The sequence below is a fragment of the Bacillus sp. EB01 genome, assembly GCF_000613125.1.
Taxonomy (GTDB): Bacteria; Bacillota; Bacilli; order Bacillales; family Cytobacillaceae; genus Bacillus_D.
Genome location: NZ_HG964497.1, coordinates 888,824 through 905,721, shown reverse-complemented (window position 1 = coordinate 905,721; position 16,898 = coordinate 888,824). Strand labels below are relative to the sequence as shown.

Annotated in this window: 20 protein-coding genes; all 20 read left to right on the top strand. The window is 44.1% G+C overall.

Translation table 11 applies throughout. The features are described 5' to 3' along the window. Window positions 1–61 precede the first annotated feature (61 nt). Window positions 62–373 (top strand): hypothetical protein, encoded by a 312-nt coding sequence (locus TY16_RS04045; protein ID WP_155922135.1) that lies wholly within the window; start codon window positions 62–64, stop codon window positions 371–373. A gap of 29 nt (window positions 374–402) precedes the next feature. Continuing rightward, entirely contained in the window at window positions 403–1,116 is a 714-nt protein-coding gene (locus TY16_RS25075) for a glucosaminidase domain-containing protein (RefSeq protein WP_052342588.1), read from the top strand. Window positions 1,117–1,206: 90 nt separating this feature from the next. Beyond that, window positions 1,207–1,608 (top strand): flagellar basal body rod protein FlgB, encoded by a 402-nt coding sequence (gene flgB / locus TY16_RS04035; RefSeq protein WP_442853204.1) that lies wholly within the window; start codon window positions 1,207–1,209, stop codon window positions 1,606–1,608. Window positions 1,609–1,610: 2 nt separating this feature from the next. Then, complete coding sequence (gene flgC / locus TY16_RS04030) at window positions 1,611–2,051, top strand: flagellar basal body rod protein FlgC (protein ID WP_081772875.1); 441 nt, start codon at window positions 1,611–1,613, stop codon at window positions 2,049–2,051. Window positions 2,052–2,062: 11 nt separating this feature from the next. Further along, on the top strand, window positions 2,063–2,362 hold the full coding sequence (fliE, locus tag TY16_RS04025; RefSeq protein WP_043930476.1) for a flagellar hook-basal body complex protein FliE: 300 nt from the start codon (window positions 2,063–2,065) through the stop codon (window positions 2,360–2,362). A gap of 28 nt (window positions 2,363–2,390) precedes the next feature. Continuing rightward, entirely contained in the window at window positions 2,391–3,995 is a 1,605-nt protein-coding gene (gene fliF / locus TY16_RS04020; RefSeq protein WP_052342586.1) for a flagellar basal-body MS-ring/collar protein FliF, read from the top strand. 5 nt (window positions 3,996–4,000) lie between these two features. Then, on the top strand, window positions 4,001–5,011 hold the full coding sequence (fliG, locus tag TY16_RS04015; RefSeq protein WP_043930475.1) for a flagellar motor switch protein FliG: 1,011 nt from the start codon (window positions 4,001–4,003) through the stop codon (window positions 5,009–5,011). Next, window positions 4,995–5,789 (top strand): FliH/SctL family protein, encoded by a 795-nt coding sequence (locus tag TY16_RS04010; RefSeq protein WP_043930474.1) that lies wholly within the window; start codon window positions 4,995–4,997, stop codon window positions 5,787–5,789. The genes fliG and TY16_RS04010 overlap by 17 nt, the downstream gene beginning before the upstream one ends. Further along, window positions 5,786–7,108 (top strand): flagellar protein export ATPase FliI, encoded by a 1,323-nt coding sequence (gene fliI, locus TY16_RS04005; protein ID WP_043930473.1) that lies wholly within the window; start codon window positions 5,786–5,788, stop codon window positions 7,106–7,108. The genes TY16_RS04010 and fliI overlap by 4 nt, the downstream gene beginning before the upstream one ends. Continuing rightward, window positions 7,105–7,539, top strand: coding sequence for a flagellar export protein FliJ (gene fliJ, locus TY16_RS04000; RefSeq protein ID WP_043930471.1), 435 nt, complete (start codon window positions 7,105–7,107; stop codon window positions 7,537–7,539). Before fliI ends, fliJ begins: the two co-directional genes overlap by 4 nt. Window positions 7,540–7,810: 271 nt before the next feature. Continuing rightward, window positions 7,811–8,386, top strand: coding sequence for a flagellar biosynthetic protein FliO (locus TY16_RS03995; protein ID WP_043930470.1), 576 nt, complete (start codon window positions 7,811–7,813; stop codon window positions 8,384–8,386). Continuing rightward, window positions 8,383–9,120: a flagellar type III secretion system pore protein FliP gene (gene fliP / locus TY16_RS03990; RefSeq protein WP_081772873.1), complete on the top strand. Its 738-nt coding sequence runs from the start codon at window positions 8,383–8,385 to the stop codon at window positions 9,118–9,120. The genes TY16_RS03995 and fliP overlap by 4 nt, the downstream gene beginning before the upstream one ends. 15 nt (window positions 9,121–9,135) lie before the next feature. Then, on the top strand, window positions 9,136–9,405 hold the full coding sequence (fliQ, locus tag TY16_RS03985; protein ID WP_043930469.1) for a flagellar biosynthesis protein FliQ: 270 nt from the start codon (window positions 9,136–9,138) through the stop codon (window positions 9,403–9,405). A gap of 9 nt (window positions 9,406–9,414) precedes the next feature. Continuing rightward, complete coding sequence (gene fliR / locus TY16_RS03980) at window positions 9,415–10,188, top strand: flagellar biosynthetic protein FliR (RefSeq protein ID WP_043930468.1); 774 nt, start codon at window positions 9,415–9,417, stop codon at window positions 10,186–10,188. 4 nt (window positions 10,189–10,192) lie between these two features. Then, a complete protein-coding gene (gene flhB / locus TY16_RS03975; protein WP_043930467.1) occupies window positions 10,193–11,287 on the top strand; it encodes a flagellar biosynthesis protein FlhB in 1,095 nt (364 codons plus the stop codon). Continuing rightward, window positions 11,284–13,317 carry a flagellar biosynthesis protein FlhA gene (flhA, locus tag TY16_RS03970; protein WP_043930465.1) on the top strand — a complete coding sequence of 678 codons (2,034 nt, stop codon included), beginning with the start codon at window positions 11,284–11,286 and terminating at the stop codon, window positions 13,315–13,317. Before flhB ends, flhA begins: the two co-directional genes overlap by 4 nt. Continuing rightward, entirely contained in the window at window positions 13,314–14,723 is a 1,410-nt protein-coding gene (gene flhF, locus TY16_RS03965) for a flagellar biosynthesis protein FlhF (protein WP_043930464.1), read from the top strand. The genes flhA and flhF overlap by 4 nt, the downstream gene beginning before the upstream one ends. Beyond that, window positions 14,680–15,567 carry a MinD/ParA family protein gene (locus TY16_RS03960; protein WP_043930463.1) on the top strand — a complete coding sequence of 296 codons (888 nt, stop codon included), beginning with the start codon at window positions 14,680–14,682 and terminating at the stop codon, window positions 15,565–15,567. Before flhF ends, TY16_RS03960 begins: the two co-directional genes overlap by 44 nt. 11 nt (window positions 15,568–15,578) lie before the next feature. Next, entirely contained in the window at window positions 15,579–15,929 is a 351-nt protein-coding gene (locus TY16_RS03955) for a hypothetical protein (protein WP_043930462.1), read from the top strand. A gap of 17 nt (window positions 15,930–15,946) precedes the next feature. Continuing rightward, entirely contained in the window at window positions 15,947–16,750 is an 804-nt protein-coding gene (locus tag TY16_RS03950) for a sigma-70 family RNA polymerase sigma factor (protein WP_052342585.1), read from the top strand. Window positions 16,751–16,898: the final 148 nt, after the last annotated feature.

Below are 16,898 nucleotides of genomic sequence, written 5' to 3'. Positions count from 1 at the left end.
GATTCAACAGACAGTGAGTATATTCGATATTATTCACCAGGTTGGCGGAGGGAAGAATGGAATGATCGAGCAAACACTGCAAAACAAAAAACCGGCAAGCAAACTCTATAATTTTTTTGATTATAAAAAGAAGAAGCCATTCTTTACAAAACCAATTAAATTAACTGTCGGACATCCTATCAACGACTCCTTTGATATGATACGGAATCTGGTTTACGGGGAAAAGCAGATTCTTGTATTGAAACGGGCCCATGATCCGCTTCGTATCATCCTGGTTGAAGCAAAGATAGTAGATGGAAGGCTGAAGAATATTTCAATGCTTCCAGACGAAATAATTGGCGATATATCTGGATTACTAAGAGAATCCATTTAATAAAGTTCATGCCAGAGAGGATGAAGCTTTTGTTAATAGGTGATGATTGGTTTATCAGGTCAATGCTCATTGACACGCTTTCACGGGCACTAAGCGCTGGCAGCCAAAAGACCGAAACCAATGCGGCTGCTCTATTTTCTGAGGTACTGCAACAATACATGATGATGCAGCAGGCACAAACGGCCCCGCAAATAAATTCGCAGCCGAACCAACCCGTTTATACGTATACCCAGGGTTTAAATCAGATAAACCTTCTTTCTGAAAAAAATATTACTTTTTCCGAAAAAAATAATTCCTTACCTGAAATGGGACCTTCTGAACAGCCCGGTTCACTAAGATTTAAAGAGATTAATAGTGAAAAAGTCAATCAACTTCTTGGCGGCAAGCTTGCTGGCAGGGGTGAGGTGTTTATTGAGGCGGGAAAACGGTACAACATCGATCCAGCCTTGCTCGTTGCAATTTCCCAACATGAAACAGGGAATGGCAAATCAAGGGCAGCGGCGGAAAAAAATAATATAGCCGGTATGATGGGGAAAAATGGCTTAAGGTCGTATAACACAGTTGACGAAAGCATCATGGATATGGCACGAAACCTAAGTAAGAACTATCTTGATTCAGGTTTTACCAGCATTGCAAAAATTGCTGGCAAATACGCTCCAATTGGCGCGGCCAATGATCCAACAGGTTTGAACAACCACTGGGTAACGGGTGTTACAAATCATTTTGAAAAAGTCCGAGGATAAGTTGCTTGAGGCGCTTGAGGTGCCTCTTTTCGCCTGCAATTGTTTACTAGTTTTTATTTTGATAGATATCAAACTATTCCAGGGATAGGAGTGTCGTTTTTGACTAATATCAATCTCCTTCATTCTGCATTAAATGCTTCAAGCATGCGCCAGAATGTAATTTCCAACAATATCGCCAATGCAGAGACTCCGGGCTTTAAATCCAAAAGTGTCGTATTTGAAGATATTTTGAAACAAAAATTGAACAATCAAACAAATTTTGTTGGGAACAGGTCGGATTCCAGGCATGTCATCATTGGCAATAGTTCTGGCATACCGCAGCCTTTTGCGGTGGAAAACAGAGGAACGACCATGCAAAACAATGAAAATAACGTTGATCTTGATGAACAGATGAGTTCCTTAAGTAAAAATGCTTTGTGGTATAACACGCTCACAAGTCAGCTTTCAAGTGAATTTCAAAAACTGTCGATTGCCATTAAAGGGAGGGTCTAAGGTTGTTTGATTCATTAAATATCAATGCATCGGCGCTTACAGCTCAGCGCCTGCGCATGGATGTGGTCTCTTCGAATATTGCAAATGCAAATTCAACACGCGGAAGGTTTGTCAATGGCGAATGGGAACCCTATCGCCGGAAGATGGTCGAAATGGAATCAAGGCAAAGCCAGTTTGCTGGCATTTTTCAAACTGAAATGAGCAAGCAGGCTGGGCAGGGTGTCAGAGTTACAAGAATTGCGGAAGACCAGACACCATTTAAACTAGTTTTTGATCCAAGTCATCCAGATGCAAATCCGGAAGGCTACGTAAGACTTCCGAACGTAGACTTGTCCAGGGAAATGATTGATTTGATGGCCTCCTCAAGGTCGTATGAAGCAAATGTAACAGCGTTCAATACAGGAAAGTCCCTAATGCTAAAAGCGCTTGAATTGGGACGTTAGGAGAATAAGGGATGGATATTTCACGATTAAATGGTGATTTCATCAAAATAAATCAAAATCCTTTTCAAAAGGCAGAAGCAGCGAAGCCAACAGTGTCGTTTTCGAATGTACTTAAAACTTATATGGAAAATGTCGACACCACGGTTAAGCAGGCTTCGGAAATGTCTGTTCAGGCAGCAGCCGGGACGGCAGAGAATGTACACGATGTGACGATAGCCTCTCAAAAGGCAAAGCTTGCCCTTGAGCTCACAGTAGCTGTAAGGGACAAAGCGGTTGAAACGTATCAAGAAATCATGAGAATGCAAATGTAATTTAGAAAGATGCTGGGCAGGGTGAGAAATGAGAGGATCATGGAAAGATCAAATAAAAAAGTCAACAGAACTTTTTAGCCAGTATTGGGGAGCGCGGAGTTCAAAACAAAAATGGCTCATCATTGGAACTTTTTTATTTCTGATGTTTGCCTTATCCGCATTTGTTGTTTTTGCGTCACGGCCACAGTATGTCCCGCTTTATACGGGCCAGCTAAGCACCCGTGAAGTAGGAGATATTAAAGCAGAGCTGGACAGCCAGGGATACACCGACTATAAACTTTCCGATAACGGAACAATGCTGCTTGTGCCGCAAAAAGATGCAGCCGATTTATTAGTCACCCTTGCTTCGGCGGGTTATCCGAAGGACACCAATATTAACTATGATATTTTCAGTCAGAATTTATCGTTTGGGGCCACAGACCGCCAGTTTGACATTCTTGAGCGGGAAGCGATGCAAAACCAGCTGGCTAAGGTAATTACCCATATTGATGGAATCAAAAACGCAGAGGTCATTTTGAATTTGCCTGAGGAGTCTGTCTTTATCAGGCCAGGTGATGAGCAGGCTGCAAGTGCTTCTGTCATGGTAGAAATTGAACCGGGTGCAAAGCTGAATGCAGAACAGGTTAAAGCTCTGTATACGCTTATTGCCAGAAGTGTTAAAAACCTGCCGATGGAAAACATCACGGTCATGAATCAATATAGCGAAACCTTGCTGCTCGATGAAACGGGCACAGAAGGAATGGCTTTGGAGAATTATGACGAACAAAGAAAAGTTCAGCAGGATATTGAGCGGGATATCCAGCAAAACCTACAAAAGCTATTAGGTGGTGTGCTAGGCAGCGATAAGGTATCCGTCCATACTTTTGTGAAAATGAACTTTGACAAAGTGAAGACCCAGGAAAATCTTGTAAAACCTGCGGATGGCTCTGAGCAGGGACTGGTTATCAGTTCTGAAGAAAGCTCAAAGTCCTACACGGGCACCGATGCCGAGAACGCGGGTGGAGTTGTCGGTACGGGTGAAACAGATGTACCTGGTTATACAGGCAATACAGCTAATGGAACTGGGGATTATGAAGAAGCGCAGGAGCGCGTCAATTATGAAGTTAATCGGATTACAAATGAAATTGTAAAAAGCCCTTATGAAATTGAAGATATCACGATAAACGTTGGCGTTCCGTCAGTCCCGGGAAAACCCGGTCTCGTCCCCGAAGGTGTCCAGGAAAATATTCATAATATAGCAGCGAATATTGTACGAACTGCACTGGGACATCCGGAGTTGACAGCAGAACAAATCGCACAGCGGGTAACAGTCGTTCCGCATCAATTTTCGGAAGAAACGCCGGTTGCGGCTGAAGCAGAACAAAATTGGTTCCTGATTGGCGGGATCGCGGTTGCTGCAGCAACGCTTCTCCTAGCTGGCTTACTGATATGGATGTTTGTGAGAAGAAGCAAAAAAGAAGACGAAGAAATCCAAGCGGCATTTGAGCAGCAGCAGCCTATTCCATTGAACGAACAGGAATACTTTGCCGAACATGATTTAACGGTCGAAAGCCAATTGAAGCGGCTGCTTGAACAAAGGCCGGAGGATTTTGCAAAAATCGTCCGAACATGGCTGCATGAAGAGGAGGTCTGATCATTGTGGCGACAGCATTAAGATTGAATGGCAAGCAAAAAGCAGCAATTTTGCTGATTACAATGGGGAAAGATGCTTCTTCAAAGGTGTTCAAGCATCTGGATGATCAAGAGATTGAGAAGCTGACACTAGCCATTGCGGGCATTCAAAAGGTGGATTCCAAAGAGAAGGAAGAAGTGTTCAACGAGTTCCACGAAATGTGCATTGCCCAGGATTACCTGGCAATGGGCGGAATCGGATATGCAAAAGAGGTTCTCGAAGAAGCACTAGGAAGGGACAAGGCAACTAAAATCATACAGAAGCTTACCTCAGAGCTCCAAGTTAAACCTTTTGATTTTGCGCGCCGGATTGACCCAATGCAAATCTATAACTTCCTGCAAAGTGAGCACCCGCAAACTATTGCGCTTGTTCTTGCGCATTTGGAGCCGCAGCAGGCTTCGGTTATCTTGTCATCGTTGACCGGTGACCTCCAGTCCGATGTTGCAAGACGGATTGCTTTATTGGAACAAACATCACCTGAAGTCATAAAGGAAGTCGAGAAAATTCTTGAACAGAACCTGTCCGCAACAATTCGCCAGGACTTCACCGTAGTCGGAGGAATCGAATCAATTGTTACTATTCTGAACGGCGTCGACCGAAGCACAGAAAAGGGAATTCTCGAAGAGCTCAAGCTCAGGGACCAGGATTTGGCCGAGGAAATCAAAAAACGGATGTTTGTGTTCGAGGATATTATTACACTCGACCGCCGGGCTATTCAGCGTGTTATTCAGGAAGTTGATAATCAGGATTTGATGCTCTCCTTGAAGGCGGCGAGCGAGGAAGTCAAGAAGGTTATATACGAAAATATGTCCTCCCGGATGGTGGAAACCTTCGAGGAAGAAATGCAATATATGGGGCCTGTTAGGGTCAAGGATGTTGAAGAGGCACAAGGACGGATTGTATCTGTCATTAGGCGCCTTGAAGATGCCGGCGAGATTGTGATTGCCCGGGGTGAAAATGATGGTATCCTACTCTAAGGTTTTTAAAGCTTCCGGGCTGTCCGTAAGCGATGAAATTAAGGTATTGAAAGAACCATTTCGCCCGGTCAAGCAGCCTCAGTCATCAAACAGCGAAGAAGCTTCGCCGGTTGCTGAATCAACTCAATTAGCGAAAGCGGCTGAGCGGGCTGAAGAAATCCTGGAAGAAGCCAGGCAAAATGCTTTGGCCATCCAGGTGGAAGCAGAGGAAAGCATCAAACAATGGTGGGCAGAAAAACAATCTGAGCTTGAAGTTATCTCAATTGATGCCAGACAGCTCGGCTATGAAGAAGGTTTCCTGGCTGGAAAGCGCCAGGGTGAAGAGGAAGCCAGGATGGAATATGCACTTAAGCTGGAGCAGGCTCAAGCAGTACTCGATGATGCCTTCCAGCAAAAAGAGTCAATTATAACCGAGGCAGAACCGTTCCTTCTCGAACTAAGTACCGTAATAGCCGAGCAAATTGTTAAGCACGAGCTAGAAACATCACCCGAGTGGATGATTGAGCTGATCAAGCAGCATATCCTTCGTTTTAAGGAAAAGGAATATATTACAGTCTGCGTCCATCCTGAGGATTTTGAGTTTATCAATTCACAGCGCGGCCACTTAATAGCAGTTGTTAATGGGGAAACCGAAATTAAAATTGTTCCAGACCATTCTGTAGGTGAAAAAGGATGTGTTATCCGTACCGCCTATGGAAGCGTCGACGCCAGGATTGATACACAGATTGAAGAAATCAAAAAAGTCATTCTTGAGGCTAGAAGAGGTGCAGAAGAATGATTTTAGCCACAGAGAACTATGTGAAGCTGATACGCAGTATCGATCCAGTCCGGGTTAATGGGAAAATCACTCAAATCATCGGGCTTACAATCGAGTCAGAGGGACCGGATGTAAGGATTGGCGAAATTTGCTCGATTTATCCGTCCCATTCACAAAAGCCAATTCAGGCTGAGGTTGTTGGGATTAAAGAAAATAAAGTGTTGCTCATGCCCCTTGGTGAAGTAAGAGCAATTGGTCCCGGATGTGATGTGGTTGCAAGCGGGAAAAACATGGTCGTTAAGGCCGGCACACAGTTGCTTGGAAGAATTCTTGACGGGCTCGGGAATCCGATTGACGGAAAGCCGCTCCCACTCGGTCTTGAAGAGGTATCCGCACATGCAACACCACCAAACCCGCTGACAAGGCCGAGAATTCATGAGGCACTTGGCACAGGGGTCAAAACAATTGATGGTTTGCTGACGATGGGAAAAGGGCAGCGGGTCGGGATCTTTGCTGGAAGCGGCGTCGGGAAGAGTACGCTTTTAGGCATGATATCGAGAAATACGACTGCTGAAGTCAACGTAATTGCACTTATTGGTGAACGTGGACGTGAGGTTCTCGATTTTATCGAACAAAACCTTGGTCCTGAAGGGCTTGCGAAATCTGTTGTCATTGTTGCGACATCGGATCAGCCGGCGCTTATCAGGATAAAAGGGGCGCTGACAGCTACAGCTATTGCGGAATATTTCCGTGACCAGGGCAAGGATGTGCTGCTCGTCATGGACTCTGTGACCCGCTTTGCGATGGCACAGAGAGAGGTAGGGCTTGCTATTGGGGAACCGCCGACAACAAAGGGATATACACCTTCCGTTTTTGCGATGCTTCCTCAATTGCTTGAGAGATCGGGAACCGGTCCTAAGGGGACGATTTCCGCCATCTATACGGTCCTGGTAGACGGGGATGATATGAATGAGCCGATTGCCGATGCTGTCCGGGGCATTTTGGATGGCCATATTGTCCTGAACCGTGGGATAGGCGCGAAAGGAATTTTTCCGGCAATCGATGTGTTAAATAGCGCAAGCCGTGTTATGACCGAAATCACCACTGCGGAACATCAAAAAGCGGCAGTGCAGTTTAAGAAATTGTTGGCTTCTTTTAACGAAGCTGAAGATTTAATTAATATTGGTGCATATAAAAAAGGCTCCAACCGCGATATTGATTTAGCCCTTAGGCAAAAACCGCTCATGGACCAATTCCTGCGGCAGGGCATCTATGAAAGCTCCACCCTTGAGGAAGCACAAACCTTCCTACTATCACAATTTGGAGAATCGTACCGATGAACTATAAGTTTCCTTATCAAAAAGTACTTGAGTATAAAGAGAAGCAGCAGGATCTGGCCGAACAGGAATTTGGAGTGGTAAAACAAAAGCAATTTGAATTAGAGCAGGAGCTTGAAGGCCTGCAATCGAGAGAGCAAGGTATCTTTGATGAGTACAATCAAGTCCATCAAAAAAAGGTTGCCGACATTCTCGAAATCCAGGCTGGGATCAAACATGTTCATCATATTAAGCGCCAGCTGGAACACAAGACCGTTGAAGTTCATAAAGAGCTCGAGGCCAAACAGCAAGTATTGCTTGAGAGGTCACAGGAAGCCAAGATTTGGAACAAATGGAAAGCTAAATCCCGCGCCTCCTTCATAAAGGAAATGGATCAAAAAGAGCAGGCAATGCTCGATGAAATGGCGGTCATTCGCTACTCAAGAAAAATATAAATTCTAGTATCATCCCAAGCCTCCAGCATCCTAATTGAGCAGAGAAGTTTTCCTTAATTACTATAGGATGCTGACCAATTATTAATAGTGTTGATGGAGCGGAAGGCGCGTAGACTCCTGCGGGAGAAAAGGACAGTGGGAGACCCCACAGGCGCTCGCGCCGAGGAGGCTCCCAGGCCGCCCGCGGAAAGCGAAGCGCCTGGAGCGGAATCAACAAACCTATATAAAAAGCTTATAAAAAGAAGCAAGAGCTCCATGGAAGGAGAACATCATGAAATACTTTCTATTATCTATTATTCTATTTTTACTTATACCAATACAATCCCCCGCCTTTGCTGCAGAGTCCAAAGCGGCTGGCGATCCCTTTGTCTACGATAACCTCCAAAATGACAAAGAAGGTGAATCGACTCCTGTTTCAATAGAAAAAACGGAAAGTCAATCATCTTCGATTACTTCACTTGTAATTAAATTCCTGTTTTCATTTATCGTTGTCATAGCCTTGTTAATTGGCCTTGGCCGGTTTCTCGCAACAAAAGGCAGGCGCCTGCAAAGTAACGGGCCTGTACTGTCGCTTGCTGGCCATATGATGGGGCAAAACAAGTCTCTGCAGGTCGTGCTGATTGGCCAAACGATCTACATTTTAGGGGTTGGAGAAAACGTCACATTAGTTCGCTCCATTTCCAAAGGAGAAGAAGAATATCAGCAGTTACTGGAAAGTGTTGAAAACCAGGCTGATGGGCAGCCGGCAAAATGGCATGGCCTTGAACCTAATCAAACTTGGGCAGCGACCTTTCAAAAACATATTAAAAAGGTTCAGCAAGAGTTTCAAAAGGGGCGGGATTCATGAAAAAGAAGCTTTATATCCTCGTTCCATTTTTAGTTCTGTTTTTTTTCAGCCTAACCTCTGAGGCAAATGCAAGTTTCCTTCCGGGCATTGAGACATCGGATAGTCCGGAAAATGTATCGACAAGTGTACGGATTATCCTGCTTCTGACCGTCCTATCAATAGCACCGGCCATTCTCATTATGATGACGAGTTTTACGAGGTTAGTCATCGTTCTGGGGTTTGTCCGTACTGCGCTTGGAACACAGTATATGCCTCCGAATCAGGTATTAATCGGCCTGGCAATGTTTTTAACGTTTTTCATCATGGGACCCACTTTTTCACAGATAAATGAGGATGCGCTGCAGCCATTCATGGCAGGAGAGATGAGCCAGGAAGAGGCCTTTGATAAAGCAGCCTCGCCAGCGAAGGAATTCATGGCAAAGCATACGCGTGAAAAGGATTTAGCTTTGTTTCTTGATTATGCCAATTTGGACAGGCCTAAAACAATCGAGGATATTCCGTTGACAGCCCTTGTCCCGGCGTTTGCCATTAGTGAGCTAAAAACAGCTTTTCAGATGGGTTTCATGATATTCGTACCTTTTCTTGTGATTGACATGATTGTAGCAAGCATTTTGATGTCAATGGGTATGATGATGCTTCCTCCGGTTATGATATCGCTACCCTTTAAAATTCTACTTTTCATTTTGGTAGATGGGTGGCACTTAATCGTAGAATCTTTGCTTAAGAGCTTTTAAGGAGGAGTATTTCCATTGACACCAGAAGTCGTATTGCAAGTTGCCCAGCAGGCAATTTATACAATCCTAATCGTTATTGCCCCTGCATGCGGAATCGCATTGCTGGTAGGCCTATTAGTCAGTATTTTTCAGGCAACTACACAGATCCAGGACCAGACGCTGGCATTTGTGCCTAAAATTGTTGCCGTTTTTGTAGCCATTCTGTTTTTTGGATCATGGATGCTCCGATATGTGGTTGAATTCACACAAAACTTGCTCGGAAATCTTTCACAGTTTATCGGTTAGGTGATGACAATGTTTGATCTTTCACCGTGGTGGGCATTTTTGCTCGTGTTTGTAAGAATTTCTTCATTTATTGTCACAGCTCCAATTTTCTCAGGAAGACAAATTCCGGCTCAGCATAAAATCGGCCTCAGTTTTGTTCTGACCTTAGTATGCATTAGTGTTGTGAATGAACCTTTGGAGCCTGTGGCTGATGGTATGCTCATCCTGTTGATTTTAAAAGAATTCCTAATTGGTGCGGTGCTGGGGATGATAGCAAATATCATTTTCTACGCCGTCCAGTTTGCAGGAACATTAATAGATTTCCAGATTGGTTTTTTTATGGCCAATATGTTTGATCCAACTTTTCAAACGAATACCCAGGTGACAGGACAGTTTAAAAACGTACTGGCCATTCTCGTATTGTTGGCCACCAACGGCCATCACCTCCTAATACAAGGAGTGCTGGCCAGCTTTGACTGGGTGGGTCTGAAGGAGCTTGTCCCCGCCTGGAGTGATGGCCGGATGGCTTCGCAAATTCTGGATTCAGTCTCTCAGATGTTTATGGCAGGCTTCATGATGGCAGTCCCAATTATCGGTACCCTGTTTGTCGTGGATGTGGCGCTTGGAATAATTTCTAAAACAGTTCCACAAATGAACCTAATTGCCATCTTCCCTCCGGTCAAAATTTTGCTGCACTTTACGATTTATACTTTTATCCTGCCAAGCTTCTTTTACTTGCTGGCAAAGCTTTTTGAAATGATGTACGAATCAATGTCTTCAATCATGAAGATTATGGGGGCTTAGACTTATGCTGTTGCGCTTGGATTTGCAGTTATTTGCCGGTGAAAAAACAGAAAAAGCCACCCCGAATAAACGCAGGGAAGCCAGGAATAAGGGCCAGGTGGCAAAAAGCCAGGAAGTATCCTCGGCATTGACGCTGTTATTTACCTTTTCTTTTTTGTTCATTTTTGGTGAGTCAGTGATATCGGGATTATTCCAGCTCTTGCGCCAAAGCTTTCAGGAATACATGTTGTGGGATGTTTCTACATCCAGTATTCAGCTAATGTTCAATCAGCTCTTGATTAAAGCGGTCACCATCGCCGGCCCGATCATGGGAGTTGCGATGCTTGCCGGAATCATCTCAAATTATTCACAGGTCGGATTTATGTTCAATACCGAGTCGATTAAATTCAATTTAGGCAAGCTCAATCCCATCCAGGGTGCGAAGCAAATTTTTTCGATGCGGGCGGTTGTTGAACTGATCAAGTCCATCTTGAAAATGGTTATAACCTCCTTTGTTGTCTATATGGTCATCTGGCCGAAAAAAGAAGAGCTGCTCGTCATGGGCGAGAAACCACTATGGGACTCAATGAGGTTTATAGGCTCGATTACCCTGCAGGCGGGCCTTGCGATAGCAGTGATCCTCGGGGTAATCGCTGGTGCGGATTACCTCTACCAGCGCTTTGAGCATGAAAAGAAGTTGAGGATGTCAAAGCAGGATATAAAGGATGAGTTCAAAAAGATGGAAGGGGATCCGCATGTTAAAGGGCAGCGAAGGGCGATTCAGCGCCAAATGTCGATGAACCGGATGATGCAGGAGGTCCCGAAAGCCGATGTGGTCATTACAAACCCAACGCACTTTGCGGTTGCAATCCGTTATGATGTGACAACAATGGAAGCGCCGGAAGTTATTGCAAAAGGACAGGATCATGTCGCTTTGAAAATTAAGGAAATTGCTAGAGAAAACAAAATCATGACGGTCGAAAACAAACCACTGGCACGTGCACTGTTTGCTTCGGTGGAAATCGGTGAAACGATTCCGGAAGAACTGTTCAATGCTGTGGGTGAAATATTGGCGTATGTGTATTTTCAGGAAGGCCGCTTTAAGGGGATTGCTACATGAAAAAATCAGACTTATCCGTATTGATACTTGTTATCTTAATAGTGGCAATGATGATTATTCCAATGCCAACCTTACTGTTAGATTTTCTGTTAATCTTTAATATTTCATTGTCTCTATTGATTTTGCTTGTAGCAATGAATACGAAGGAACCATTAGACTTTTCAATTTTCCCAACAGCAATCCTGATTACGACCCTTTTTCGGCTTGCGTTGAATGTATCGACAACCCGGTCGATTTTGACACATGCTGATGGCGGGGAAGTGATTGAAACGTTCGGATCGTTCGTTATTGGCGGCAGTCCTGTAATAGGTTTTGTCGTGTTCTTAATTCTCGTTGTTATCCAATTTCTCGTTATTACAAAAGGATCAGAACGGGTAGCGGAAGTTGCCGCCCGGTTTACCCTGGATGCTATGCCTGGTAAGCAAATGAGTATTGATGCTGATATGAATGCCGGCCTGCTTACGGAACAGGAAGCACGCGACCGCCGGAGAAAGGTTGAACGGGAAGCAGACTTCTACGGAGCGATGGATGGTGCCAGTAAATTCGTTAAAGGTGATGCTATTGCCGGTATTATCATATTGCTTATTAACGTCATCGGCGGATTCGCAATTGGCATGGCGATACATGGTATGGGGTTTGCTGAAGCGGCAAGTACGTTCACATTGCTCTCTGTCGGGGACGGGCTCGTCAGCCAGATTCCTGCCCTGCTAATCTCTACAGCTACAGGTATTACGGTCACAAGAGCCGCATCAGAGGGAAACCTTGGCACGGATATAATGAATCAAATATTCAATTATCCAAAGCTCCTCTATTTTGTGGCGGGAACAATTCTGTTGTTCGGTATCTTTACACCGATTGGCATCTTCCTGACATTCCCAATTGCAGCCCTGCTTGCTTTTGGTGCTTATACGATGAATAACGCTGCCCGGAATAAAGAAGCCGAACTTGTGGCTGCGACCGCGGAAGAGCAGGAGGAAGATATCCGCAATCCCGAGAAAGTGATCAATCTTCTTCAACTCGATACATTGGAGCTTGAAATCGGATATGCCCTTATCCCGTTGGCTGATCAAAAACAGGGTGGAGATATCCTTGATCGGATTGTCATGATCCGCAGGCAATTTGCAATAGAATTAGGGCTTGTGATTCCGACCATAAGAATCCGTGATAACCTGCAGGTCCCGCCTAACCATTATGTATTAAAGTATAGAGGCTCAAAGATTGCCTCTGGTGAGATATATCTTGACCACTTCCTGGCTATGAATTCAGTCCCGGATGCCGAACCAATTGAAGGAATACATGTCGTTGAACCTGCCTTTGGAATGCCGGCAACATGGGTCAGCAAAGAAGAAAAGCAGCGTGCTGAATTAATGGGCTATATCATTGTTGATCCTCCTTCAGTTATTGCGACACACTTAACTGAAGTGCTCAGGCGGTTCGCGTATCAGCTGCTAGGCAGGGAAGAAACGAAGGAACTCGTCGAAAATCTCAAAGAAACGCATCCAAATCTGGTTGAGGAACTTGTTCCAAATTTGCTCCCTGTCGGAGAAATCCAAAAGGTATTGCAAAATTTGCTTCGAGAACAAATTTCAATCCGCGATTTGGTTACGATATTTGAAACGCTTGCCGATTATTCAGTTTATACGAAGGATCCAAGAGTCCTAACAGAATATGTCCGACAATCATTGACACGTCAAATTACCGAGCAATATGCAGAAGAAGGTGTCATCCATGTCCTCACTGCAGGAGCAACACTTGAAAAAGGAATATCCGACTCCATTCAGCAAACTGAAGCGGGAATGTACTATCTTTCTATGGACCCTCAATTGACAAGAAGAATTACCGAGGAACTAAGGGAACAGATTTCACGGGTGACTACAGTGGGAGGCCAGCCAATTTTCTTGACTTCCCCATCAATTAGAATGTATATGAAACAGCTTGTTGATAAAGTGCTGCCAACGGTCCCGGTTCTTGCCTACACCGAGCTTGAACAAGATATTGAGATTCAAAGTATAGGAGTCGTGAATATATGAAAACGAAAAAAATAGTTGCGGAGTCCATGCCCCTTGCATTGAAGATGGTTCGACAGGAGCTTGGTGACAATGCCATCATCGTGAACACAAGAACCATTAAAGCTGGCGGCATCTTCGGATTATTTTCAAAGCAAAAGTATGAGGTTACTGCTTACACCCTGGATGGGGAACCGAAAAAACAGGAACCCGCACTTACCCTTGATATCACCCAAAAGCCAGATAGAGCTGAATTAAATCGGCTGATTGCTGGGGAACGGCCTGAACAGACGGAAGAACCATCTTTTCCTGTAAAAAGGGAAGGAACTTCAAAGTACGGAGGATCGGCTGTGAAGCCTGAATCCGCAAAGCCTGAGGCAGTAACACCAGAATTGGCAAAACCCGAACCAGCAACACCTGAATTCGCAAAGCTGGAGCTGGTAAAACCCAAGCTGGTAAAGACTGAGGCAGCAAAACCTGAACCGGTAGAGCAGAAAACAGTATCGCAAGGGAATGAGCAGCTCCTAGAAGAACTCCAGGACATGCGAAAAATGATGATGATCATGATGAGGGATCGAAATCAGGAGACACCTTTGTCTGAAGAATTAGCTGATTGGGCCAAACGCTTAAAAAAGCAAGGCGTGGAAGAAGAGGTAATCGATTATATTACAACCATACTTCTTAAAAACCAGCCTGACGTGTCTACGGATAATACCTCTATTCACGAGCAAATCAAGGGAATTATTGAAGGCATTCTAAAAAAGAGAATTCCAAATTCAACTTCTATTAATAAGAATGTCCGAATGGTAAATATTATTGGCCCGACTGGTGTTGGAAAAACAACCTCGATTGCCAAGCTGGCAACCGAGCAGGTATTGCGCCAAAAGCGAAGAGTCGCGATGATAACAACGGATGTTTACCGAATTGGCGCAGTTGAGCAGCTGAAGACGTATGCGGGTATTCTGAATGTGCCAATCGAAGTCGTCCGTTCAGCAGATGAATTAGAAACAGCCCTAGCAAGGCTTGCACCATATGACTTGATTTATATGGATACGACTGGCCGGAATTACCGGGAACTCATCCATAGAGAAGCAATCGGCAAGTATCTGGAATATCCAGGGGATAACGAAAACTTTCTTGCTTTAAGTTTGACAACGAAATATGAAGACATGGCTGTTGTTCTGAATGAATTCCTTGAAAGTCCTGTAAAGAAATTAATTTTGACTAAATTCGATGAAACGACGACCTACGGCTCGATTCTCAATATTGCATACCACTTTCCTTACGAATTAGCATACATGACCAACGGCCAAAGTGTTCCCGAGGATATTACAGCAATTGATGCGAAGCTGATAACGGGATATTTAGTAGGAGATGAAGTCGAAGATGGATCAGGCACAGAGTCTAAGAGAATATATGCATCGCTTTAATGCCGAACAGCATGCAGAGCATTCCGCGCGTGTCATCACGATTACAAGCGGAAAGGGTGGTGTCGGTAAATCAAATTTCACTCTTAATTTTGCTCTTGGCTTAAAGGCTGCTGGTAAGAAAGTCATTGTTCTTGATCTAGACTTGTCAACTGCCAACCTTGATATTCTGATGGGGCTTACACCTCTGTATAGCTTAGTGGATGTGCTTTACCAGCGAAAATATATTTGGGATGTCCTTGAAAAAGGTACGGACGGAATCGAGTATATTTCTGGCGGATTTGAAATGAAGGATCTTTTGAAGTTTGATGAGGTATTTCTGGAGTTTTTTTGGAGCCAAATTCAAGAGCTGCAACATTACGCGGATTTTATTTTGCTTGATACAGGTGCAGGGCTATCAAAGGAACTGGTTCATTTTATTCTGGCATCAGATGAGACCATCCTCGTGACAACTCCCGAGCCGACATCAATCGCTGATGCTTATGGTGTGCTGAAAACTGCTGTCCGCGATCGGAAAAATGTTCCTGTATTCCGGCTTGTGGTGAACCGTGCCCAATCTTATCGCGAGGCAGTTGATACATCAAGAGCAATTAAAAGTGCGTCCAGCCATTTTCTGAAGATAAAGCTAAATACGCTTGGTTTTATTATGGAGGATGGAAAAGTCCGGGAATCTGTCCTTCAGCAGACACCTTTTATGATCAGTTTCCCTAACTGTGAAGCCGCGAGAAATATAAAACAAATCGTCCATTCCTATTTCCCTGAGAAAGAAGAAAATAATTCGTCGGCACATGCGACAGGGATAAAAGGCTTTTTTGAAAAAATCATGATGCTGGGCAAGGCATTTTAAGGGGCAATAAAATGAAGTGGAAAGTAAATATATTGCTGGGTTTAGTAGCTTGCACTGCCTCATTTCTTTTTTCTTACATGAATAATATGTGGCATGTTTCGCTGACACGGGCAGGAATAGGGTTTTTACTATTCTTCATGGCAGGATGGGTTGCTCAGATTGTCCTAGGTTTATTGAAAGTTGAAGAAAAGGAAACGAGGCAAGTGACTCTTTTAGAAAATGAAAGTGTTCCTTTGCCGGGTGAGATCGCAGAACAAAAGGAAGAGCAACCATTCACTGGAATCCCATTGGAGCTGCTTCACGGGAAAGAGGAAAAACTCGAAATGGAAAACGCCTCAGGAACATTTCGTTCCGGGATATAGATAAGGGGGGATGACAATTGAAATCCGCTTTGAAGGAAGCCGCGCAATATCATTCGCTTTGGAAATCATATCGTGATACGCAGGATTCATTATCCCAGGAACAACTGGTTGTTAAGTACATGTATTTGGTAGAGAAAGTGGCTAATCGAATCAGTGCCAGTATTCCCAACAGAGTTGTACCGAAGGAAGACTTAATGGGAATGGGTTATATTGGGCTAATTGAGGCGATTCGGAAATTTGATTACCAAAAAGGCTATAATTTTGAAACGTATGGACTTTGGAGAATTAAAGGCGCGATGCTGGATGGGCTTCGTAAATTGGATTGGGTGCCGCGCGGTGTAAGGGAAAAGGCGAAAAAAATGAATAGTGCCATGCGCGACCTTGAGCAATCTTTACTCAGGACACCGAGCCAGGAGGAACTGAGCGAGTATTTACAGGTGCCGGCTGAGGAAATTGATCAATCGATGTCTGTTCTGTCTTTAACGATGCTTCTTTCATTAAATGAGCAAATAAAGGAAAATGATAGCGCTGGGAAGCAGGAAACGAGACTAGAAAAAATCGTTGATGAAAACTCAGTTGCCCATGAAAAGCAGCTGCAAATGGCCGAGTTCAGGAAACTGATTGCCGCAAGCATAGATAAAATGCCTGAGAAGGAAAGATTGGTCATCACTCTTCTATATTATGAAGGACTCTCGCAAGTAGAAATAGCAGAAGTGCTTGACCTCACAAAGGGACGCATTTCCCAGCTCCATTCCCAAGCCATTTTACGTATGAGAAAAAGCTTTCAGGAAAAAGGATATTCGATGGATTCATTTATCTGATTTCTTAGGTAAAAATATATAAATTTTTTGAAAATGCCTCCGAAAAGGGGGCATTTTTCCTTAATTTAGATTTTTTAAGCCCTAATCATCTTGGTTAAATGGTGGAAATGTCGTATAATTGCACCTGAGATGTCGAATTTTGTATTTT